The sequence below is a fragment of the Acetobacter fabarum genome (assembly GCF_022483405.1).
Classification (GTDB): Bacteria; Pseudomonadota; Alphaproteobacteria; order Acetobacterales; family Acetobacteraceae; genus Acetobacter; species Acetobacter fabarum.
In genome coordinates this window covers 1,198,028-1,217,742 of record NZ_JAKVNI010000001.1, presented here as the reverse complement: position 1 = coordinate 1,217,742, position 19,715 = coordinate 1,198,028, and the positions used below count along the sequence as shown (strand labels likewise).

21 protein-coding genes and 1 riboswitch are annotated in these 19,715 nt (G+C 58.9%); of the genes, 10 read left to right on the top strand and 11 right to left on the bottom strand.

The window, feature by feature from the left end; all coding sequences use genetic code 11:
- Positions 1-87: 87 nt before the first annotated feature.
- Positions 88-771 (bottom strand): Fe2+-dependent dioxygenase, encoded by a 684-nt coding sequence (locus tag LKE65_RS05825; protein ID WP_278740721.1) that lies wholly within the window; start codon positions 769-771, stop codon positions 88-90.
- Positions 772-1,170: 399 nt separating this feature from the next.
- Between LKE65_RS05825 and LKE65_RS05820 the strand changes: the two genes are divergently transcribed.
- Both LKE65_RS05820 and LKE65_RS05815 read left to right on the top strand, forming a co-directional pair.
- Complete coding sequence (locus tag LKE65_RS05820) at positions 1,171-2,538, top strand: GGDEF domain-containing protein (protein WP_086645769.1); 1,368 nt, start codon at positions 1,171-1,173, stop codon at positions 2,536-2,538.
- A gap of 327 nt (positions 2,539-2,865) precedes the next feature.
- On the top strand, positions 2,866-3,534 hold the full coding sequence (locus LKE65_RS05815; protein WP_086645768.1) for an HD-GYP domain-containing protein: 669 nt from the start codon (positions 2,866-2,868) through the stop codon (positions 3,532-3,534).
- Positions 3,535-3,569: 35 nt separating this feature from the next.
- Here the strand turns inward: LKE65_RS05815 and LKE65_RS05810 are convergent, their stop codons facing one another.
- Genes LKE65_RS05810 through LKE65_RS05800 form a run of 3 tightly spaced genes read right to left on the bottom strand, consistent with a single transcriptional unit; the run spans position 3,570 to position 5,360 of the window.
- Complete coding sequence (locus LKE65_RS05810; RefSeq protein WP_086645825.1) at positions 3,570-3,890, bottom strand: antibiotic biosynthesis monooxygenase family protein; 321 nt, start codon at positions 3,888-3,890, stop codon at positions 3,570-3,572.
- Between the two features lie 45 nt (positions 3,891-3,935).
- Positions 3,936-4,718 (bottom strand): siderophore-interacting protein, encoded by a 783-nt coding sequence (locus LKE65_RS05805; protein ID WP_278740720.1) that lies wholly within the window; start codon positions 4,716-4,718, stop codon positions 3,936-3,938.
- A gap of 45 nt (positions 4,719-4,763) precedes the next feature.
- Complete coding sequence (locus LKE65_RS05800; protein WP_095349777.1) at positions 4,764-5,360, bottom strand: PadR family transcriptional regulator; 597 nt, start codon at positions 5,358-5,360, stop codon at positions 4,764-4,766.
- A 154-nt stretch (positions 5,361-5,514) separates the two neighbouring features.
- A riboswitch (Fluoride riboswitch) is annotated at positions 5,515-5,595 on the top strand.
- Positions 5,596-5,700: 105 nt separating this feature from the next.
- Here LKE65_RS05800 and LKE65_RS05795 point away from each other — a divergent pair.
- Positions 5,701-6,519 (top strand): universal stress protein, encoded by an 819-nt coding sequence (locus tag LKE65_RS05795; RefSeq protein ID WP_278740719.1) that lies wholly within the window; start codon positions 5,701-5,703, stop codon positions 6,517-6,519.
- 31 nt (positions 6,520-6,550) lie between these two features.
- The gene (locus tag LKE65_RS05790; RefSeq protein ID WP_095349744.1) at positions 6,551-6,964 is read left to right on the top strand and encodes a CrcB family protein; all 414 of its coding nucleotides are present in this window, start codon (positions 6,551-6,553) and stop codon (positions 6,962-6,964) included.
- A 27-nt stretch (positions 6,965-6,991) separates the two neighbouring features.
- Here LKE65_RS05790 and LKE65_RS05785 read toward each other — a convergent pair whose 3' ends face one another.
- From LKE65_RS05785 to LKE65_RS05765, 5 genes are all read right to left on the bottom strand, one after another.
- A complete protein-coding gene (locus LKE65_RS05785; RefSeq protein WP_278740718.1) occupies positions 6,992-7,900 on the bottom strand; it encodes an NAD-dependent epimerase/dehydratase family protein in 909 nt (302 codons plus the stop codon).
- Positions 7,901-7,918: 18 nt separating this feature from the next.
- Positions 7,919-8,287: a cupin domain-containing protein gene (locus LKE65_RS05780; protein WP_278740717.1), complete on the bottom strand. Its 369-nt coding sequence runs from the start codon at positions 8,285-8,287 to the stop codon at positions 7,919-7,921.
- A 61-nt stretch (positions 8,288-8,348) separates the two neighbouring features.
- Positions 8,349-8,891, bottom strand: a complete 543-nt coding sequence (locus tag LKE65_RS05775; RefSeq protein WP_278740716.1) for an RrF2 family transcriptional regulator — start codon at positions 8,889-8,891, stop codon at positions 8,349-8,351.
- 131 nt (positions 8,892-9,022) lie between these two features.
- Complete coding sequence (gene shc, locus LKE65_RS05770) at positions 9,023-11,026, bottom strand: squalene--hopene cyclase (RefSeq protein WP_278741774.1); 2,004 nt, start codon at positions 11,024-11,026, stop codon at positions 9,023-9,025.
- A 148-nt stretch (positions 11,027-11,174) separates the two neighbouring features.
- Complete coding sequence (locus tag LKE65_RS05765; protein WP_086645759.1) at positions 11,175-11,738, bottom strand: TetR/AcrR family transcriptional regulator; 564 nt, start codon at positions 11,736-11,738, stop codon at positions 11,175-11,177.
- A gap of 428 nt (positions 11,739-12,166) precedes the next feature.
- On the opposite strand from LKE65_RS05765, the gene LKE65_RS05760 reads away from it, so the two are divergent.
- Positions 12,167-12,982: a serine O-acetyltransferase gene (locus tag LKE65_RS05760; protein ID WP_278740715.1), complete on the top strand. Its 816-nt coding sequence runs from the start codon at positions 12,167-12,169 to the stop codon at positions 12,980-12,982.
- 236 nt (positions 12,983-13,218) lie between these two features.
- Here LKE65_RS05760 and LKE65_RS05755 read toward each other — a convergent pair whose 3' ends face one another.
- A complete protein-coding gene (locus tag LKE65_RS05755) occupies positions 13,219-13,695 on the bottom strand; it encodes a hypothetical protein (RefSeq protein ID WP_278740714.1) in 477 nt (158 codons plus the stop codon).
- A gap of 37 nt (positions 13,696-13,732) precedes the next feature.
- Here LKE65_RS05755 and LKE65_RS05750 point away from each other — a divergent pair, with 37 nt between their 5' ends.
- The 4 genes from LKE65_RS05750 to LKE65_RS05735 are packed head-to-tail and all read left to right on the top strand — an operon-like array spanning position 13,733 to position 17,103.
- Positions 13,733-14,602: a family 2B encapsulin nanocompartment shell protein gene (locus tag LKE65_RS05750; RefSeq protein ID WP_278740713.1), complete on the top strand. Its 870-nt coding sequence runs from the start codon at positions 13,733-13,735 to the stop codon at positions 14,600-14,602.
- On the top strand, positions 14,589-16,223 hold the full coding sequence (locus tag LKE65_RS05745; RefSeq protein ID WP_278740712.1) for a cysteine desulfurase: 1,635 nt from the start codon (positions 14,589-14,591) through the stop codon (positions 16,221-16,223). The genes LKE65_RS05750 and LKE65_RS05745 overlap by 14 nt, the downstream gene beginning before the upstream one ends.
- A gap of 2 nt (positions 16,224-16,225) precedes the next feature.
- Positions 16,226-16,645 carry a YeeE/YedE family protein gene (locus tag LKE65_RS05740; RefSeq protein ID WP_278740711.1) on the top strand — a complete coding sequence of 140 codons (420 nt, stop codon included), beginning with the start codon at positions 16,226-16,228 and terminating at the stop codon, positions 16,643-16,645.
- Complete coding sequence (locus tag LKE65_RS05735) at positions 16,642-17,103, top strand: YeeE/YedE family protein (RefSeq protein ID WP_165926019.1); 462 nt, start codon at positions 16,642-16,644, stop codon at positions 17,101-17,103. The genes LKE65_RS05740 and LKE65_RS05735 overlap by 4 nt, the downstream gene beginning before the upstream one ends.
- 23 nt (positions 17,104-17,126) lie before the next feature.
- Here LKE65_RS05735 and LKE65_RS05730 read toward each other — a convergent pair whose 3' ends face one another.
- Positions 17,127-18,056, bottom strand: a complete 930-nt coding sequence (locus LKE65_RS05730) for a LysR substrate-binding domain-containing protein (protein WP_095349735.1) — start codon at positions 18,054-18,056, stop codon at positions 17,127-17,129.
- A 119-nt stretch (positions 18,057-18,175) separates the two neighbouring features.
- On the opposite strand from LKE65_RS05730, the gene betC reads away from it, so the two are divergent.
- Positions 18,176-19,714, top strand: coding sequence for a choline-sulfatase (gene betC / locus LKE65_RS05725; protein ID WP_278740710.1), 1,539 nt, complete (start codon positions 18,176-18,178; stop codon positions 19,712-19,714).
- Position 19,715 lies beyond the last annotated feature (1 nt).

The window sequence follows — 19,715 nt, the reverse complement described above, 5'->3', positions numbered from 1 at the left end:
TGGGCCGCTCCATACCCCCTGTTAACGCTCCAAGGGCCAAAAGGCTGCCCGGTCCATGGTGCGCCGTCTGTGGCGGTGCCTGAAGCGTTACAGCTCCGCCCACTGGCGCATGAGGTTGTGGTAGGTTGCGGTCAGCCCCAGTACGGCGGGGTGATGGTCTGGCAGGGCCTTGCGTGTTTCCATAATCGAGCAGTCAAACTGGTACAGTAACGCACGTTGTGTGTCGTCCCGCACCATGGACTGGGTCCAGAAAAATGATGCCCAGCGGCTCCCCCGCGTAATGGGGCTGACCGCATGCAGGCTGGTGGACGGGTACACCACCATATCCCCCGCTGGCAGCTTGACACTCTGCTGGCCGTACGTGTCCTGAATAACCAGCTCCCCTCCGTCATACTCATCCGGTCCACTTAAAAACAGGGTGGAGGAAACATCCGTGCGCAGGCGGAACCCCGTGCCGGGCACGGGCCGGACGGCGTTATCCACATGCATGTCAAACTGCATGCCCTGATCGTAACGATTGAACAGGGGAGGATAAACACGCAGTGGCAGAGCAGCACTGTGGAACAGCGGGTTGCGGCCCAGTGCCTGCAAAATCAGGTCCCCCAGATATTTACTGGCCTCACTGTCCTGCGGAATCTGGAGGTTGTATTTGGCTTTGGCGGACTGGTCCCCCGCGGTTACCTTGCCATCCACCCAGTTCTGCTGCTCCAGAATCTGGCGGAAACGCGCGACCTCCTCCTCCGTCAGAACTTTGGGAATATGGACCAGCATGCGCCTGTGCTCCTTGGGTTGGCTATGTGGGCCGCTTATAGGTGATTATGCGAATGATTATCAATAAAAATGAGCAGTCACCCACCTGCTCCCGCCACGCACGCACCCCTTGCATCCATGCCGTTAGGGTATAAAGTCCGCCACCTTGCACGGCATGCCGCATGCCCCCGACAACACAGCGCAAAAAGCATAGAGCCATGTTATAAACACCAAACCACAACAGCCACACAGGCACATTGGTTGTGATATGCATAAATACCACAGGCTGTGCTTTGTATTATAAACGCGGTTGGTATTATACTGTGCCGTTCGTCAACTGGTTTGGTTCTTGTCCCGCGTTATTAACACTCCGTGCCGAATCATATTTTATATAGTGCTTTCAAAGGGTTCCGTTCACATATGTCTCCCGCATTCATTACCTTGTCCCCCCTCGATCAAATGAAGGAGACAATGAACGAGACACCGGCGCATGTTCGCGAGCTGTTGCGCGCTGTGGTCACACAATCCGGGCCGACCTGCGTAAACCTTTTTTACTCCGCACTGTTCCAGCACAAACGCGCCGCCATTTTTCTGGAAAAGGAAACGGTTGAGGTCAAAATGCGGCCCCAGCTTCTGGCCTGGATCCAGAGCCTGTTCTTTACCGATGCCGACCATGTTGAGGACCTGAGCGAACTCCAGTGCCGTGTGGGGGCAGTTCATGCCCAGCTTGAGATTCCGACCGATATTGTGGTGTACGGGATCTACATTATCAAACAGGCACTGATTGAGGGCATAAAAGCCGCCACATCAGATAAAGACGACGTTATTGCCGCCATTATCTACCTGAACAACATGATGGACTTTGCCTTCAAGTTCATGATCAAGGCCTATGACGTCAGCTTCCGCAAGAAGGTGGAAAGTGACGAGGCCTTCCGCCTTGTCTCGCTCGGGCACAATATTTCCTACGAAAAAGAAACACAGATCAGCACCTTTTCGGGCTGGAGCACGCAGGCATTCTACTGTCTGTGCAAAGGCCACCCCGAAGACCTGCCCACCATTGCGGAATCCGAGTTCGGCCTGTGGCTGACCCATAAGGGCATGAGCCTGTTCAAAGGTACGCACGAGGCCAATGAAATCCAGCGCAAGGTGCGTGAGCTGGATGCCAAGATTACGGCCATCCGCCAATCCGGTGTTATTCCGTCGGACTTCCCCACCGAACTCCACAAGGCCATTACCAAACTCACGTTCCTGATCGGGCGCGTGTTCCGGCATCTGGAGGAAGTGGAAAACGGGCGCGACCCGCTGACCAAGGTGTTCAACCGCCGGTTCCTTGATGTGGTGATCCAGAACGAAATTACCTTTGCCCTGACGCACGAAAAACCATTCAGTCTGGTTATTCTGGACATTGACCACTTCAAAAAAATCAATGACCGCTTTGGCCATCTGGTGGGCGATGAAGTGCTGTGCTTTGTGGCCGAGATTATTGCTGCCAACGTCCGCGCCAACGACTTTATCTTCCGCTACGGGGGCGAGGAGTTCCTGATTGTCCTGACCGAGGCCCCGCTGGCGGATGGTCTGGCCTGTGCGGAGCGTATCCGTCATGCGCTGGCGGAACAGGCGCTTACGCTCTCCTCCAATGATCAGGTGCATGTCACTCTCTCTGGCGGGGTCACCACATTTGAGGGCGAAACCAATGCCCGCCTGCTGATCCATCAGGCGGATGAGGCGCTTTACAAAGCCAAGAACAATGGCCGCAACCGCATTGTAACAACGCACCACGCCTCTTAAAAACGCCTGATTATATTACGAATATATCAGCATTGCTGCTCGCGTTCCTTGTTACACACAAAAGGAACGGAGGCGGGAGGCTGCATCCCGCGCATGGCGGATTTATGCACAGTGCATTGAATAAAAACAATTTTATATGCCTTTCCCCGCGTTTTTCCTGTACGCTGGGCTGTGTTTCCCTTCTGGCATTGCAACAATTGCAGTGCAGAAGCGCCATGTTTTCTTGGTAATAATTTTTTTTCTGAGTTTACTGCGTATTTTATTGCTTATAAAATCACCCAACGAAAACTGAATAAATCGCATTCAATCTCCACGAGTAAACTATGTATGCCTGACTGTACCATTGCCCCTATGTGGGATGCCGGAACGCTTCCCCCTCCATCACTCCCCCACAAGGAGTTTATTCAGGGTGTGAGCAATATCCAGAACGGGCATGGTCGTCGCGTTGGGTTGCTGGCTACGCGGATCAACGAACTGGCGGGACTGGGGCTGGACCAGGATATTATCCAGCTTGCCGGGGAACTGCACGACACAGGCAAGGTACTGACCGGGCGGGACATCCTGCACGCACCGCGCCCACTGACCCCGGAAGAAAAAGGCGTTATTCGCAAGCACCCTCTGCTGGGGCTTGGCGTGCTGCAATGGTACGAGCACGAATTCCCGCGTGAAGTCATGGATGCCGCCCTGCTCCACCATGAACGGTGGGATGGCACAGGCTACCCGCTTGGGCTTAAGGGGGCGCATATTCCGCTATGGGTGCAGGTTATATCCGTGGCGGATACCATTGATGCCTGCCTGTCCAAGCGCAATTACAAGCACTCCTGGACACCCGAAGCGGTCAGGAAAATTCTGCAACAAGAAGCCGGGCGCGCGTTTGAACCCAAACTGGCCCTTTTGTGCGCCACCCATCTGGATGACCTGCTGGAAGTCTGGAATGCCGATTACGCGTGGGAGAAAATGGGGAACAAGCTCCCCGACAACCTGCACTCAAACTAACCCCCGCACATGCAGGAACAGGGGCTGGTTCCCGCTCAGGCCGGTACGTTCTGTAACACCGTAAAGCCTTCAAACACCGGCGGGCCTGCGGTCAGGGCACGCCCCTGCCCTGCCCCCGCATGGGCCTGACGGAACTGCTCGGACTGGGTCCAGCCTACAAACGCATCGTATGACGCCCATACGGTATGGGAGGCATAAAGCCTGCCGCCTTCCTTTTCCGGGCCTTGCAGAAACTGGAAGCTGATAAAACCGGGCACACTCTGCAACAGCACCTCGCGCTCCAGCCAGCGCTGGCGGAAGGCCTCCTCGTTTTCAGGCGGGACCACAAAACGGTTCATGGCAATGTAGTGGGGCATGGTCTGTCTGTTCCTTTCCATACAGGTGGCGGGGTGGCCTGATCCTTAAAACTCCGCGACATCCCGGACCGAGGCATCCCCCTGCCCCATAATCCAGTATCCCGCTGCCTTTATCCACTGGGCGGGTACGCAACGTCCTTCCAGCAGGTACTGCCGCACGGCCCGGGCAACATGCGCTTCTGCCCCAACCCAGACAAAGGTGCCTGGTTCAATACAGACCTTGTCCAGTGCCGCCACAAGGGCCTGTGCCTGATCCGCCTGCGCCATGGGCCGGTGTACCCAGTACGCGCCATGGCTGGCAGAGGTTGCAAAACTCTGCTCATCTTCCGGCCCGGGCACGGCAACAACGGTTGTTACGGCTGCATGGGCGGGCAGTTCCTCCACCCTACGGCCAATGGCTGGCAAAGCTGTTTCATCCCCCACAAGGAGCCATTGCGCGACCGGGCCTGCAATAACGCGCGAGCCTTTTGGCCCGCCAATATCCAGTTGTGCACCCACGCTGGCCGTGCGCGCCCATGCCGCGGCCGGGCCTGCGTGATGGTCCACAAAGTCCAGCACCAGCGTTGCACTCCGCTGGTTATAGCGGCGTGGTGTGTAATCCCTGCGCACTTCCACACCATCGGCTCCGGGCAGGAAGATTTTAATATGGTCATCGGGGGAAGCACTGACAAAATCCGCCATATCCGGCCCGCTCAGGGTTATACGGATCATATGGGGGGTCAGGCGCTCCACAGCCACCACGCTCAGGCTACGCCTGCGCAGCGGGTGGCGCACGGACTCACTTGCTGGTGCAGGTGGCCATGCCTGTTCTTTAGCTATGTTGTGCATCTCTGTCTGGTCCCTGAATGAGCGTGGAGGATGCTCCAATGGCGCTTATGTCTGGCTGATTGCGCGGGCGGCCTCGTCCAGCAGGGCGGCAATCTGTTCCGCTTCCTGCGCACTTAGCCCGCCGTTGCGCAGCTTCAGGCGAAGGGCGGTTTTCAGGTTTTCCATGGCGCGCAGCACGGGTACCGGTGCATTCCGCCGCCCGCCATGTTCTGGCGCATCGGTGCTGGCAGCACGGGTAAGAATGGCGTGCAGGTCCGCACTATTGGCCGCCAGATACGCCTCCCCTTCGGGCGTGATGTGGTACGTCTTGCGCCCGCTCTGCTCTGCGGGGCGGATGTGCCCGGCTTCTTCCAGCCATGTGAGTGTGGGGTAAATCACACCGGGACTGGGCGTGTAGCTGCCTGCAAACTTGTCTTCTATGGTTTTGATCAGTTCGTACCCATAGGTCGGGTTTTCCCCTATCAGGCTCAGTACGAGCAGACGCATCTCCCCGTAATCGAACAGCCTGTGGCGGCCACCCCGCCGTCCGCCGCCGCCCCGCCCGTGGTGGTGGCGGCCATGCCCTGCCAGATCGGACCGACCTTCGGGGGCAAAAAACTGGTGGCGGTGGCGACCGCCTGCGTGTCTGTCTTTGTGTTTCATGACTCCGATATACATTCCGATATATCGTAAGTAAAGATATATCGGGATATGTTTTTAAAATCCTGCCCCAACCCCCGCAAATCCGCCAGAGACTCCCCCGCGCACGCCACGCCAACACAGGCAGGATTGACTTGGTAGGCGAGTTTTATTCATACTCAGGCACGGCAATGGACTCTGCCGGATTTTGGCCCGCCAAAATCGAACCGCCTTACTGGCTGATGATTCCTACCCCGCAAAACCATGCGTGAGGGAGGAGTGCGTCCAAAACCATGCCCCGCATACACAACCAGACCGGGCTTTGCCCCACCCCCACCAACCGCACAGGCAGGAACCCCTTGCAATGCGCCTGATCGCTGTTCTGGACGATGCCCAGACCGCAGCCCTGACCCTGCACACCGCAGGCCAACTGGCTGCCCGGCTGGGAGGGGCGGATATTTGCGCCTTCCACCCCATGCCTGCCACGGACCCTGATTTTCAAAGCCCGGATGAAGGGCTGCCAGACCCCGCACAACAGGCCCGCTTTGTGCAAACGGTTGCCACCCGTGCCCACGCCATCCGCCAGATTTTTGAATACTGGCGTAGCACAGCGCAGAGCAGCCCCCACGCCCAATGGATGGAACAGGCAGGCCCGCCGCGCACAACCCTGAGCCTTGCCGCCAGCAAAGCCGATTTTGTTGTTCTTGGCCCGGCCAGCGCGGCCACTACACCAACAACCCGGCAGAGCTTTGCCGCTGCCCTGTACGATGCACAGGCAACGGTGCTTATTGCTCCACCCACACCACAGCCGGGCTTTGGCCAACACCCCGTTATAGCCTGGCAGGACACCCCCAACCTGCACCGCGCCACCGCCGCCGCCATGCCCCTGCTCCGCACGGCTGAGCGCGTGAGCATTCTGTTAGGGGAACACCACCCCAACGCGGTTGCAGACCCCACATTGCTGGCCACACTACGCACGCTTGGCGTGGCGGTCACGCTGGAGCGGTTTGTTCTGACAGAGCAAAGCGTGGGCGAGCAGCTCCGCGCACGCGCCACGCAGGCGGGGGCAGACCTGCTGGTTATGGGAGCATACGGCCGACCGCATTTTATTGAATGGCTATTTGGCGGTCCCACCGTGGACCTGCTGGCCCATGCCACATGGCCAATACTGACGCATCATTGATAAACACAGAACCACAGGCACAGAGTTTTCCATGTTGACCAACATTTTACCCTCTCTTCTTATCGGTCTGGCCGGGGCTGCTGGCACATTGCTGCGCTACTGGGTGGGGCTGGCAACCCTGCGGTGGAGCCAGCTTCTGCCATGGGGGACAATTGCCATTAATGTATCCGGCTCGTTTGCCATTGCCTTTTTTGGCACCCTGACCGCAGCAGGCGGCCGCCTGCCCGTGTCCGAAACCGGAAGGCTGGTGTTTATGGTCGGGTTATGCGGGGGGTACACCACGTTTTCCTCCTTCAGCCTGCAAACGCTTGACCTGCTTAAAAACGGAGCACCCGGGCGGGCACTTCTCAATATCGGTCTGTCTGTCGGGCTGTGCATGCTCAGTGTGAGCGCAGGCTACGTTGCCGCGCAGGCCATAAATACCGCAAGCGGCACCGAAAACTGATTTACAAGACCGTATTTTTACCCACGCCTACACTACGTCCCATGGCTGCGGGCGCGGGTTAAGGCCCAGAGCGCGCCGCGCCTTGTGGTTGCTCGCGCCATCAAGCTGGTTCTGGTAATATACACTTTCCGGCCCCAGTTGCTGCATGGCAGTTTGCTCATCCATATGCTCCGGCGGGGGAGCACCAACCCACCGGGCATAGGCTGGTAGCCATGCTTGCACCCGTACTGGCTGGTCATCCACCACATTGTAAATACCCTTTGGCGCAGTCAGGGCAGATACGGTTGCTGCTGCGGCATCCTCTACATGAATAAAGGAGAACACGCTCCGCCCTGCCCCAATTATGGCCACCTCGCCCCGGCGCATATGGGTGGTAAAGGCTCCTTCGGGGTCGTACCATGTATGGGGGCCATAAAAAAAGCCGTATCTCAGGGCTATTCCCTGCATATCTGTTGTGTTGATAACCCGGTTTTCCAACGTAGCATACATGCGTGCACTCTCCCCCACATGGCCGGGGGCCGTGGTTTTGAGTGCAGCCGTATCGTCCGCCAGCGCACCGGCTCCATCAAGATAAAAGCCGCAGGACTGCTGGATATATCGCTTTACGCCACAGGCCTGTGCCGCATCAAACAGGTTGCCGCCCCCTTGCAGGCGCAAAACCCGGTCAGCAGGCAGCCTTTGGGGCAGGTCAAACGGACTGGCCGGGAGCGATGTTAGCTGGTCCACCACACAGTCGGGGCGCACCTGCTCCATAATGGCAAAAACTGCTGAGCGGTCCAGCGCATTCCCCTGCACTACCCCCGCACCAAGCGCGCCAACCACCTCCACCCCACGCAGGCTTTGTGCCATACCCCATACTGTATGCCCTGCATGGCGCAACTGCGTGATCAGGGGACGGCCCAGCGCACCACTGGCTCCGGCTACAAGAATCTTCATGCCTGTTTATCCGTCTGTTCAAGGGGCGGGAGCAACAAAGGGAGCAGCCTTGTTCTTGACGAAAAAGGCAATAAACCGCGCAGGTTCGGTATTACTGGCATTACGCCCCACAAGATGCACATCTGCCGGGCCTTCAAAAAAGCTTTGTCTCTTATGCAGTGTTACAGCAGCCTGCCCTTTGACCTGCATAATCACACTGCCCTGAAGCACATACACAAAAACAGAGGCATTATGCCGGTGCACAGGGTCTGCCCCTCCGGGTGGGTAATCCACCAGCACCATAGCCCCCTCCTTGCCTGCAAGGCCGGGCAGGTCGTGGGTCAGCAAAGGGGTCACGCCGGTAGCGGGAGCGGCGTGTGCTCCTCCGGCCACGACACAAAGCACCATGCCGCAAAGGGCCATGAATTGACGCATAATCGAACCTTTTTTACAAAATCTGTCTGGGCTATCAGGCGGATGCCGCACGTTTTTTCTGCCGCACCTTGCTGGTTCTGCGGGTGCGGGCCCGCTCCCCAAACCAGTGTTCCGCCTCCCCCATAAAAGCTGTGGGGGCTTTATTGCGCACGGTCTGCGCCAGATCGGCCAGTGTGGTCTGGGCCAGTTGGGCACGCATAGCCTGCTCGGCCTGCAACATGGCGGCATGAATACTGCATACGCCCCGCTCGGCCCATTCTGGCGGGCAGTTGCCAAACAGGGCACAACGCCCACGGATTTCCTGACAGGTAAAAAGCGCTTTGCGCCCTTCTGCTGCATCCACCACATCCAGCACGCTAATCTGTGCGGCGGGGCGTGCAAGCTGGTAGCCCCCACGCAGCCCTTCCGCAGCAATGAGCAGCCCGGCTTTTTCCAGCCGGGGCATGAGCTTCGCCATAAAAGCTGCGGGAATCCCCTGCATGTCCGCCAGGTCCAGACTGCTCACTGGCTCGGTGTGCTCCACCAGCCAGAGCAGGCTGTGCAGAACGTATTCAGTGCTTGCGCCATAAAGTGACATACGAGGACCATATTGGTCCGCGTTTTGATTCGCAAGAAAAAACCGCCCCAAAAAGGGCGGTCATCCTGAACCATACGGTATGGTCGCCTACCCCGCCCTTTACTGGCAGGCGGGGCAGGCCATAGCCGCCATTACTGGCCCACGGGCATAATCCGTGCCGCACGGCTAAGCGCCATAAGCGGGAAGAACTGGCGATACAGGTCATACCGCAGCATGAACGCGCGGGAGAGTTCAGCCCCCTGCTGCAGGCGTTTGGCCACTGCCGGGTCATCAAGCTTGATGGTCTGCCCCACCCCGTAACCGGGGAAGCCAGTGCCGGTAAACTCTTCTTCCGTCCAGCTACCATCGGTTTCCTGCCGGTCGATCAGGTAGCGGCAGCCGCGCGCAATGGCAGGGTAGTCCTGCTCACGGTTGGCGGCAATCAGCCCCATAAGCGCCCACGCGGTTTGCGACGGCGTGGTTGTGCCCCACCCGATGGAGGAAACATCCATATAGGATGCACAACTTTCACCCCAGCCGCCATCTTCCTGCTGGTGGGCAATCAGCCAGTCACACGCACGGGTAATGTAGGGCTGGGTCATGTCCTCGCCAATGGCGGCAAGGGCGGGCAGTACGGCGCCGGTGCCGTACAGGTAGTTCACACCCCAACGCCCGAACCATGCGCCCGATGCTTCCTGCTCGGCACGGATATACGCAAGCCCGCGCTGGAGGGCGGGGGTCTGGCGGGGCACACCCAGCAGGCCAAAGGCTTCCAGCACATGGGCGGTCACATCGACCGAAGGTGGATCAAGGGCCTCACCAAAGTCACAGAACGGGATTTTGGAAAGCAGGCTGCGGTTATTATCCTTGTCAAACGCACCCCAGCCGCCGCAACTGCTCTGCATGGCAATCAGCCAGTTCACACCGCGGGTTATGGCGTCTTCAACACCTTTTTCCTTCCATTCCTCCCGATTACGGCAGGAGGAAAGGGCAATCAGGGCTACGGCTGTATCGTCCGTATCGGGGTAACGGTCATTGGCGTATTCAAACGCCCAGCCGCCCGGTTCCACATCCGGCAGCTTGATCGACCAGTCCCCTTTAACACGCACCTGCCGCGCGAGCAGCCAGTCCAGTGCCTTGTCCATCTGTGGGGTGTAGCGTTCCTCGGCATTGGCATCATGCAAGGCCATAAGGGCCAGCATTGTGTCCCATACCGGGCTGTTGGTGGCCTGCACCCATGAGGCATCGCCCTGATCACGCCGCCAGCCCGGGTCATCCAGTGCGGCCAGAGCCTTGGCCATGACCGGGTGATGGAACTGGTAGTCCTCCCCATGCAGGGCCATCAGGCCGTAAACCCACGGGGGTTGAATCCCACCCCATCCACCATCGGCATCCTGATGGCGGATAATCCATTCCAGCATATGGCGGATAGCCGCCTCACGCACCGTATTCCGTTTGAGGAACCGGCTCTGGAGCCAGTGCAGCCCCTTGTCTGTGGTGCGGAAAAAGCTTGACCACAGATCCACCCCTTCCTTTTTGGGCAGAACGTAATCAAAGTTCTCACGCCCCTGAGGGAAGAGCGCATCCAGCCGGTCCTGCGGGCGCAGGGGGCGGCTTGGCCTGCGGGCGGAAAGAATGGCCAGCGGCACCAACGTTGCCCGCGCCCATTGCGCAAAGTTATAGATGGAAAAAACAAATTTGTTCGGGAACCAGATAACCTCGGGCGGGAGGTTGGGGGTCTGCTCCCACGGCCATTCACCAATCAGCGCCAGCCAGTAGCGGGTAAACACACGTACGTTGCGCAAGCCCCCCATGCGCATGATCCATGCACATGCCTTGCTCAGTTCTGGTGTATCGGCTGCGTAACCGAGCGAGCGCAGGGCCGCGTAGGCTTCCACCGTTGCGTTAATGTCGCCATTACCAGCACCCCAGTATGTGCCCCAAGACCCATCCTCGCGCTGCATGTGCAGCAGGGCTTTGCCAAGGCGGGGGCGCAGGGGGTGGTCCTCCAGCCCAAGGTACCACAGGGCCAGGCACCACTCCGCCTCCATGGAGGCATTGGACGCCACAGGTCCCACCCAGTGCCCATCGGCTTTCTGCTCCCCTATCAGCCAGTCGCAGGCGGCTGCCACGGTGTGGGCCAGACTGTTGCCCATGCCCGTAAACGGTGTGGGAGTTACACAGGAGGGAGTGGGAGGAACTGTAGCAGACACGGCCGCCTTCACTTTCGAGGGGTGAGAAATCGTATTCATTGGTGGTGACCCGAACACACTATACAAAGTTCAGTCATGCAAGGCCCTGCGCTTATGCGAGACTGGCTTCCATGGGTAAAGCCAGTTTTTGAATATCCGCAAAAACGCTGGTCCATTCTGCATCCTGCATATCGACAAACCCGAGACTTCTTAGAAAAAAAGCCCCTTCAGCGGCAAAAATCATTGTGCGTATCTGCCGTGCTTCCACGGTATGGCCTTCCCCCTGCCCCAGACCCAGCCAGCGCGCATACCACGCCTTGATCGGGGCCAGATGCCGGGGGGACTGGAGCAGCGTCACCAACATACCCACCATGCGCGCACGTGCGGCATCATCTATGCGGGCACAGGCCTGCACATAGGCGCGGGCAAGGCTGGCCGGGCCTGCGGCAGCACTACGGCAACGCGCTACATGGGTATCAAACACCAGAATCCAGCGTTCGATCAGGGCTGCTATCAGGTCATCCTTGCTGCCGAAGCAGTATTGCAGGCCGCCTTTGGTAATCCCCGCCTCGCGCGCCACGGCATCCAGCGTAAGGGCGGTTGCGCCATTGCGCTGCACAAGGTGCTCGGCACAGGCCAGCACTTTTTCGCGGTCTATGGTTCTGGGGCGGGCCATACCTTTGCAATACCCTTAGCTGGTTTAATTCCGTCCAGATGGAATTAAACCAGAGCGCAAGCGCTTTCAACCCCCCGCCACACATGGCCTATGCGCACCCCGCCAATAAACTATTTTATTTCGTATATTATTGCCTTCAAAATAACTCACGAATTTGCGTATTTATATTGACTCCCCATTCCATGCCGCTAAATTGCCTATACAGTTTTGGAGCACAACAATCACAGGCAAGGCGTAAGCGGGTTTTTTCATGCTTGTTCATCAGCACATTCCCCTGACCGCCCGATGTCGGGCCACCCAACGCAGCCCTGACTAACAGGGGCTTGCCCCGCCCCATGCCCAGGCTGGCTCCCACCACGGATACGTAGGAACCGGGATGTCTGGCCCAATACAGTTTCCGACCCTGTTTTCGGAAAAAGGCAGGCATCATGGTTGATACGATGCTCTTTGCACAGCCCGCCAGAACCGACGGACAAACCGACACGTTTGCCCACACGGTATGGCGCAAACTGTGCCATGAACTGCAAGCCGCTCCGGCTCCTTTATGGGCGAAACACAGCACGCCCCAGTCCCTTCTGGCGCGGCTTTTGGCCGAAAAACTTGCCGAACCCATTATACCTTTTGCAAGCCTGTACCCCCTGTTCTGCCAGATTTTGCAGCAATCACCCGCCATTATGGCAGCCGCAGCACAGGACCTGCACGCCTACGCCACCATGGGCCCAGCGCGTGAGGGATATGTTGCGCCGTTTTTGCACCTCAAGGGTTTTCAGGCCGTGCAGGCGTACCGGATAGCCCATGTTTTGTGGCGGAACGGGCAACGCCTTTCCGCGTTACACCTGCAAAGCCGTGTTTCTGAAGTCATGGGCATAGATATTCACCCCGCCGCTGTTCTGGGGCACCGGCTTGTACTAGCCCCCGGATACGGCCTTGTCATTGGTGAAACTGCATTGGTGGAAAACGATGTTGTTCTTATGTCGGACATAACACTGGGCGGGACGGGCAAACAGGCTGGCAGGCGGCACCCTACGCTCCGCCGTGGCGTGCTGGTTGGGCCGGGCACGCAAATTCTGGGGGCAATAGAAATTGGGGAAGGGGCAAAAATTGGAGCGGGGGCTGTGGTTGTCAAACCGGTCAGCCCGTTTACCGCTGTTGCTGGCAACCCGGCACGGTATGTAAACAGCCATACCCATTGGCCTGTTTTGACAATGGACCTATCCTTCCCGGCCATTGACTATCTATTATAACCCATATTTTAGTGAATAATAATAATTAACATTTTTCTTCCGTTTAATGTTGACCTTCTTTTTGTGGGTGCTAGGCTGAACAGACAAACCGAATCAGGCCATCTGGTCGGTTATTAAAAAGGAGCATGACCATGTATCCTACTTTACTTTTCATAAATCGATGTTGACCGGGCCATAACGCTCGGAAACCCATTTCCAGCACAGCACATCTTTAAATAATACCTCTTTATGAAAGACTATTTGCCGTGACTGAAGCACAGTCCACCCGTGCCGTCAGTGCCTCTGCACTGGACCGCAACCTGTCTGCCCGCCAGCTTTCCACCGCCCATGTCACCCGTGTGCAAAATCTGGAGCGCAGCCCGCGCTGGCTGCACCTTCTGCTCCCCTGGGTGAATGTTGGCGGGGGCGTATTCCGCGTTAACCGCCGGCGCCTTGTTTCCTCCCGTTTTGGGGGTGTGCTCTTTACGGGTGAAGGGGATGCTGCACGCCCCGTGCCAGAAAGCCTGCGGGCACTTCCCGAGTTTTCGCAGGCAACGGATGCCCAGATCCATGAACTTGTAAGCAAGTTCCAGCACCACACCCACCCCGATGGGGCCGATTTTACCTTGCCCGAAGGCACTCTGGCCCTTGTTGCCAGCGGCGCTGTGCAGCACCATACAAACAACGGAGCAGCACGCACCGTGCGGCACCTGTTTGCGGCACCGGGGCAGCATTTTGTTGCGCCTTCCGGCCTGAGTGGCAAAGACCTGCATGCCGTTGGCAAAACAACCCTGCTCACCCTCCCCCCCCGAGCAGATCGCCAGCACTCCGTGGCTGAAAACCGCCCTGACCGCGCAGGACGTGGCCAGCCGCGCCGACGTAAACCAGTATGGAGAGGCCGCCATTCAGGTTCTTTCCAGCGTGGACGGAGAGCCAAAACTTCCCACCACTTTTGTCGATTATCAGGACCACCCGCGCGAATACTATATCCATTCCATTCAAACCGTTCTGCGCACGCATACCCGTATTACCGACCTGTACAGCAACGAATTTGACCAGTTGCGTGAACAGGTGCGTGTGGTGATTGACGTTATCCGCGAGCGCGAGGAATGGGAGCTGCTCAACAACCCCGAATTCGGGCTGCTGAACGAAACCGCCATTGCCCAGCGCGTGCCCACACGCGGCGGCCCACCCACCCCGGATGATCTGGATGAACTGCTGACAAAGGTCTGGAAAAAACCGGGCTTTTTCCTTGCCCACCCCAAAGCCATAGCGGCCTTTGGGCGCGAGGCCACGCGCCGTGGCGTGCCACCGCCGACCATTAACCTGTTTGGTTCCCCTTTTATTACCTGGCGCGGCATTCCCCTTGTGCCCTCGGACAAAATTCACGTCACGCCCGATGGCCGGACCAGCATCCTGCTCCTGCGCGTGGGTGAGGAGGAACAGGGCGTTGTGGGCCTGCACAATACAGGCGTTACGGGGGAAGTGGAGCCCGGCCTTTCCGTGCGGTATAGCGGCACGGACCAGCATTCCGTGGCATCGCACCTGATCACACGCTACTTCTCCGCCGCTGTTCTGGTGGAAGACGCCATTGCCCGGCTCGATAACGTGCAGATCGGGAGCTATTATGACTACACCTGACACATTTGCAGACCCGCAGGCGCTGGCACAGCAGCATGCGGTGGAGCAGGCATTCCGCGATGTGCTGGGGCATGGGGCGGCACCTGCCGCTCCACGCACGCCCCTTCCCCCCACACAGGGGGGCAACACCCCCCACCCGTTTGCTTCGGGGGCGGATGCCTCTATTTACGAACCTGTCTGGTCCAGGCACCCGGTTTCACAAAACAAGGCGGAAGAACGTCCCCCTTTGTGGGAGGAACCCGCAACATCGCCCTTTTTTAGCGGCACATTCGCCCTCCCCCGCACCACAACACCTCCAGCCCCCGCGCCGGCCATAGCGGAGGCACCACACCATTCCGTGCCGTATTTTTTACGCCACGCAAAAGGTGCCGCCAACGCCGCCCCCCAGCATGCACCCCACCCCGCACTGGGTGGGTACGATGTGGCGCGTATTCAGGCGGATTTTCCCATCCTGCACCAAAGGGTTAATGGCCATAAACTGATCTGGCTGGACAACGCCGCCACAACCCAGAAACCCCGCGCGGTCATTGACGCCACCTCCGCATTTTATGAGCAGGACAACTCCAACATCCACCGCGCAGCCCATACGCTGGCCGCCCGTGCGACTGATGCGTTTGAGGGGGCACGCACAAAGCTCCAGCATTTTATTGGCGCGCGTGAGGCGGCGGAAATTGTATTTGTGCGCGGCACAACCGAGGCCATAAATCTTGTGGCCCAGAGCTATGGCCGGGCCAACATTGGCCCGGGTGATGAAATACTGATCACCACCATAGAGCACCATGCCAATATTGTGCCCTGGCAGCTCCTTGCCCGCCAGACGGGGGCCGCGCTCAAGGTTGCTCCGGTCAATGACCGGGGGGAACTGCTGCTGGAACATTTTGCAGCACTCCTTTCTGGCCGCACAAAGCTGGTTTCGGTCACGCATGTTGCCAATGCGTTGGGCACCATTAACCCGGTTGAGCAGATCATAGCCCTTTCGCACGCGGCCGGGGTGCCTGTGCTGGTTGATGCGGCGCAGTCCTCCCCGCATCTGCCGCTCAATGTGGCGGCACTGGATGCGGATTTTCTGGTTCTTTCGGGCCATAAAATATACGGGCCAACAGGCATTGGTATTCTGTATGGCAAACGCCACCTGCTGGAAGCCATGCCCCCCTGGCAGGGAGGTGGGCATATGATCCGCGATGTAACCTTTGCCCATACCGAGTTCCAGGGGCTGCCAGAAAAGTTTGAGGCCGGAACCCCCGATATAGCCGGTGCGGTCGGGCTTGGAGCGGCGGTGGACTACCTGCAGGGCATTGGCCTGCCCGCCATTGCCGCGCACGAGCACGCTCTGCTCGAATATGCCACGCAGCATTTTGAGCACCTGCCGGGTGTGCATATTATTGGAACGGCGCAGGCCAAGGCCAGTGTGCTTTCCTTTATTGTGGATGGGCACAGCGTGGGGGATGTTGCCAAACATCTTGACCGGCACGGCATTGCCGCGCGCTCTGGCCATCATTGCGCGCAGCCAGCCTTGCGCAGGTTTGGTGTAGAGGCCACAGTGCGGGCTTCCTTTGGCCTGTATAACAGCTTTGAAGATGTGGACGCCTTGATAACATCCCTTAGACAACTGGTGCGGTAGGCATGAGCGCAGCGTGGCTGGCAGCACTGGGCGGCGGCGTGCTTATTGGCACAGCCGCCGTATTGCTTATGGCCTTCGAAGGCCACATTCTGGGGGTAAGTGGCATACTGGGCAATGCCTTGCGCCACCCCACCCGCAACTGGCGCTGGGCCGGGCTGGCCGGGCTGGTTGCAACCGGCGTGCTGGCCCGTATGGCAGGTGCGGCCGTGCCAACACAATTTGCCCAGACTGGCTGGCTCCGCCTTGCTGTTTCGGGCGTGCTGATTGGCCTTGGCACCGCGCTGGCCAATGGCTGCACCAGCGGGCACGGTGTTTGCGGGCTGGGTAACAGGTCTGGCCGATCGCTGGTAGCGGTTGCCATTTTTATGGCGGTAGCCGTAGCCACGGTGTTTATATCCCGGCTGGAAGGGTGGGCGTTATGAACGTGGCTATCGCGTTTTTTTGCGGCCTGCTGTTTGGGGGCGGCCTGTGGCTCTCCGGCATGGCGGACCCTGCCAATGTTCTGGGTTTTCTGGATGTGGCGGGGCACTGGAACCCCATTCTGGCAGGTGTTCTGGGGGGTGCGGTTGGCGTAACCCTGCCCGGCTTCTGGCTGTTGCGCCGTAAAGGGCGGGATGCCAGCGGGCAGACACTCAACTGGCCGCGGCGCTGGCCACCCGATAAGGGACTGGTCGCAGGGTCCGTGCTGTTTGGTGTGGGTTGGGGGCTGAGTGGGGTTTGCCCCGGCCCGGCTCTGGTCCTGCTCGGGCTGGACGGCGCAAAGGCCGTACTGCTGATAACCTGCATTGCACTCGGCTGGCTGGTGGGAAAGCTGGGGTGGGAACGCCTTTACAGCCCCGCAGCGCCCGCAGGCCCACACGGGCAAGGCACACCCCCTTAACCCCACAGCCCATTTGGCCGCAGTTATGCCGGGGCAAACGGGCTGGTTTGCGCCTGCTCCAGCAGCCAGAGCTTAAAGGCGGCGGCACGGTTCTGCTTATCGGGGTTGATAGTTAAAAAATACCCTCTCTCGCTACAGATCGGCACAGGCCATGCCAGTACAATCTGCCCGCTTTGCAGATAGTCATCTATTAACGGCCGCCAGCCAAGCCCAATACCCTGACCTTGCAAAATAGCCTGTAACAGCAGGGGGTAATTCCCAAACAGCATGGAATTTTTGGTGCGGGCCGCAGGCCGGGCAGACTGCCCTACAAGCCTGAACCAGTCCTCCCACGTAAACCAGTGCTGGGCCGGGCTATCCAGGTCCAGCAGGCGGCCACGCGCCAGATCGGCGGTGGTGGACAGCGCACCCATTTGCGCCAGATAGCGGGGGCTGCATATGGGGTAGGCTTCCTCGGCGAACAAACGGAGGCTCTCCCCCCCTGCGGCCTCGGGTTTTTTACCAAACAGGATGGAAATATCCGCCTGATCAGCCACGCCCCCCATCTGGCGGGCCTGTGTGGTTAGCAGGCACAGGTCCAGTTCGGGGTGTCGGCTCTCAAAATCCGCCAGACGGGGGAGCAGCCAGTTGGCGGCAAACCCGTAATCGGTCAGCACGGTCAGGCTTTTGGGCGTGTTGCGGGCATCTATGGTCTGCATGGCCGCCTGCAACCGGCTGAGCACATCTGCCGCCACAGCGTGCAGAACCTGCCCCGCATCACTGGGGGTAACCCCCCTATGAATCCGGCGGAACAGGGTCAGGCCCAGAACCCCCTCCAACTGGGCAATCTGCTGGCTTATGGCGGGCTGGGTCATGCCCAGCTCTGTTGCCGCGGCACTAAAGCTGCCGCGCCTGCCTATGGTTTCCAGAATCCGCAGGGAGCGGAGCAGATACTCGGTCTGGTTGGGGGTCATAACGCCAGCTTATACCACGGATAAGTATGAACATACATCACAAATAACATATTTTATGTGCTTATATAAAAACTAACGATCATCATAGTGTTGTTTTGTGGTTCGGGATAATTCACGTTATGAGCAAGCAGTCCGCAACGCCTCTGAACTTTCTTGTGGTTGTGGCCGACCAGCTTACGGCCTGCGTTTTGCCTGCGCTGCTGGGCGGGCAGGACCCCAGCGTTGTTAAGGTGCCCACGCTCAGCAGGCTGGCAAAAAACGGCACGGTTTTTGCCAATGCCTATACGGCCAGCCCCCTGTGCGGGCCTTCCCGCAGCGCATTCATGACCGGGCTGCTGCCCTCCGCCAATGGTGTGTATGACAATGGCTGCGAATGGCATTCCGACATTCCAACCTTTGGCCACCGCCTGCGCCTTGGCGGCTACCAGACCATTCTGGCGGGCAAGATGCACTTTGTCGGGGCGGACCAGCTCCACGGGTTTGAAGAGCGCCTGACAACGGACATTTACCCCGCCGACTTTACATGGGTGCCCGACTGGAGCGACCGCAATACCCGCCCGGACTGGTACCATTCCATGGATTCCGTGCTCAATGCCGGGCCTGTCCTGCGCAGCAACCAGCTCGATTTTGATGAAGAAGTTGCCTTTGCCACCCGGCGCAAACTGTACGATCTGGCCCGCACAAAAAAACAGGAGCGCCCCTTTTGCCTTGTGGCCTCCTTTACCCACCCGCACGACCCGTTCAACATTACCCCCAGATGGTGGGATCTTTACGAGAACACCCCCATCCCCCTCCCACGTGTGGCTGCGCCCGACCCTACGCACCCGGCCGAGCTGCGCATCCGCGAAGCCTGCGGCATTAACGCAGCCCCGCCAACGGAGGCAGACATCCTGCGCGCCCGCCGCGCCTATTTTGGGGCGATTTCCTACATAGATCATCAGCTCAAACAGCTGCTGGACACATTGGCCGAAACCGGGCTGGACAAGACAACCGCCATTGTTTTCACCAGTGATCATGGTGAAATGCTGGGCGAACACGGCCAGTGGTACAAAATGTCCTTCCGCGAGGGGGCAGGCCGCGTGCCGCTTATTATTGCCCTGCCAGAGCAGGCACAGGCCCACCGCATTACGCAGGCTGTAAGCCTGGCCGATGTGGGGGAAACCCTGTGCGCTCTGGCCAATGCCCCGGCGGCCCCCTCCACGCATGGTCGCGACCTGAGCCCCTGCCTTGAAGGCAAACCTCTGGAAAAAGACGAGATTTTTGGGGAATATCTGGGCGAAGGCACCTTTGCGCCAACCGTCATGATCCGCCGTGGCCCGTGGAAGTTTGTCCACACCCCCGAAGACCCGGACCAGCTGTACAACATCCACCATGATGCGGACGAAACCCGTAATCTGGCCGCCCACCCCGAGCACGCCCAGACCGCCGCCGCATTTTTGCACGAAGCCTACCAACACTGGGACTTTGCCGCCCTGCACCGCAACGTGCTGGCCAGCCAACAGCGGCGCGCCCTGATCAAACAGGCACTGGCCACGGGGCACTGTACGCCATGGGACTACCAGCCCCCCGCAAACGCACACCGCCAATACATCAGAAATCACAAACCTCTGGAACAGCTCGAAGCCGAATCACGGCTGCCTTACCAGAGGAACGGATAGA

What these genes read in the sequence shown, in the direction of transcription:
- LKE65_RS05760 (WP_278740715.1), top strand. Translation starts at nt 12,167, where the DNA reads ATGGTTGATACGATGCTCTTTGCACAGCCCGCCAGAACCGACGGACAA.
- LKE65_RS05790 (WP_095349744.1), top strand. Translation starts at nt 6,551, where the DNA reads ATGTTGACCAACATTTTACCCTCTCTTCTTATCGGTCTGGCCGGGGCT.
- LKE65_RS05820 (WP_086645769.1), top strand. Translation starts at nt 1,171, where the DNA reads ATGTCTCCCGCATTCATTACCTTGTCCCCCCTCGATCAAATGAAGGAG.
- shc (WP_278741774.1), bottom strand. Translation starts at nt 11,026, where the DNA reads ATGGGCAACAGTCTGGCCCACACCGTGGCAGCCGCCTGCGACTGGCTG.
- LKE65_RS05815 (WP_086645768.1), top strand. Translation starts at nt 2,866, where the DNA reads ATGCCTGACTGTACCATTGCCCCTATGTGGGATGCCGGAACGCTTCCC.
- LKE65_RS05765 (WP_086645759.1), bottom strand. Translation starts at nt 11,738, where the DNA reads ATGGCCCGCCCCAGAACCATAGACCGCGAAAAAGTGCTGGCCTGTGCC.
- LKE65_RS05825 (WP_278740721.1), bottom strand. Translation starts at nt 771, where the DNA reads ATGCTGGTCCATATTCCCAAAGTTCTGACGGAGGAGGAGGTCGCGCGT.
- LKE65_RS05755 (WP_278740714.1), bottom strand. Translation starts at nt 13,695, where the DNA reads ATGCTGCCCCGGTGCCGCAAACAGGTGCCGCACGGTGCGTGCTGCTCC.
- LKE65_RS05730 (WP_095349735.1), bottom strand. Translation starts at nt 18,056, where the DNA reads ATGACCCCCAACCAGACCGAGTATCTGCTCCGCTCCCTGCGGATTCTG.
- LKE65_RS05805 (WP_278740720.1), bottom strand. Translation starts at nt 4,718, where the DNA reads ATGCACAACATAGCTAAAGAACAGGCATGGCCACCTGCACCAGCAAGT.
- LKE65_RS05775 (WP_278740716.1), bottom strand. Translation starts at nt 8,891, where the DNA reads ATGTCACTTTATGGCGCAAGCACTGAATACGTTCTGCACAGCCTGCTC.
- LKE65_RS05785 (WP_278740718.1), bottom strand. Translation starts at nt 7,900, where the DNA reads ATGAAGATTCTTGTAGCCGGAGCCAGTGGTGCGCTGGGCCGTCCCCTG.
- LKE65_RS05800 (WP_095349777.1), bottom strand. Translation starts at nt 5,360, where the DNA reads ATGAAACACAAAGACAGACACGCAGGCGGTCGCCACCGCCACCAGTTT.
- LKE65_RS05810 (WP_086645825.1), bottom strand. Translation starts at nt 3,890, where the DNA reads ATGCCCCACTACATTGCCATGAACCGTTTTGTGGTCCCGCCTGAAAAC.
- LKE65_RS05795 (WP_278740719.1), top strand. Translation starts at nt 5,701, where the DNA reads ATGCGCCTGATCGCTGTTCTGGACGATGCCCAGACCGCAGCCCTGACC.
- LKE65_RS05745 (WP_278740712.1), top strand. Translation starts at nt 14,589, where the DNA reads ATGACTACACCTGACACATTTGCAGACCCGCAGGCGCTGGCACAGCAG.
- LKE65_RS05740 (WP_278740711.1), top strand. Translation starts at nt 16,226, where the DNA reads ATGAGCGCAGCGTGGCTGGCAGCACTGGGCGGCGGCGTGCTTATTGGC.
- LKE65_RS05750 (WP_278740713.1), top strand. Translation starts at nt 13,733, where the DNA reads ATGCCGTTGGCAAAACAACCCTGCTCACCCTCCCCCCCCGAGCAGATC.
- betC (WP_278740710.1), top strand. Translation starts at nt 18,176, where the DNA reads ATGAGCAAGCAGTCCGCAACGCCTCTGAACTTTCTTGTGGTTGTGGCC.
- LKE65_RS05735 (WP_165926019.1), top strand. Translation starts at nt 16,642, where the DNA reads ATGAACGTGGCTATCGCGTTTTTTTGCGGCCTGCTGTTTGGGGGCGGC.
- LKE65_RS05780 (WP_278740717.1), bottom strand. Translation starts at nt 8,287, where the DNA reads ATGGTGCTTTGTGTCGTGGCCGGAGGAGCACACGCCGCTCCCGCTACC.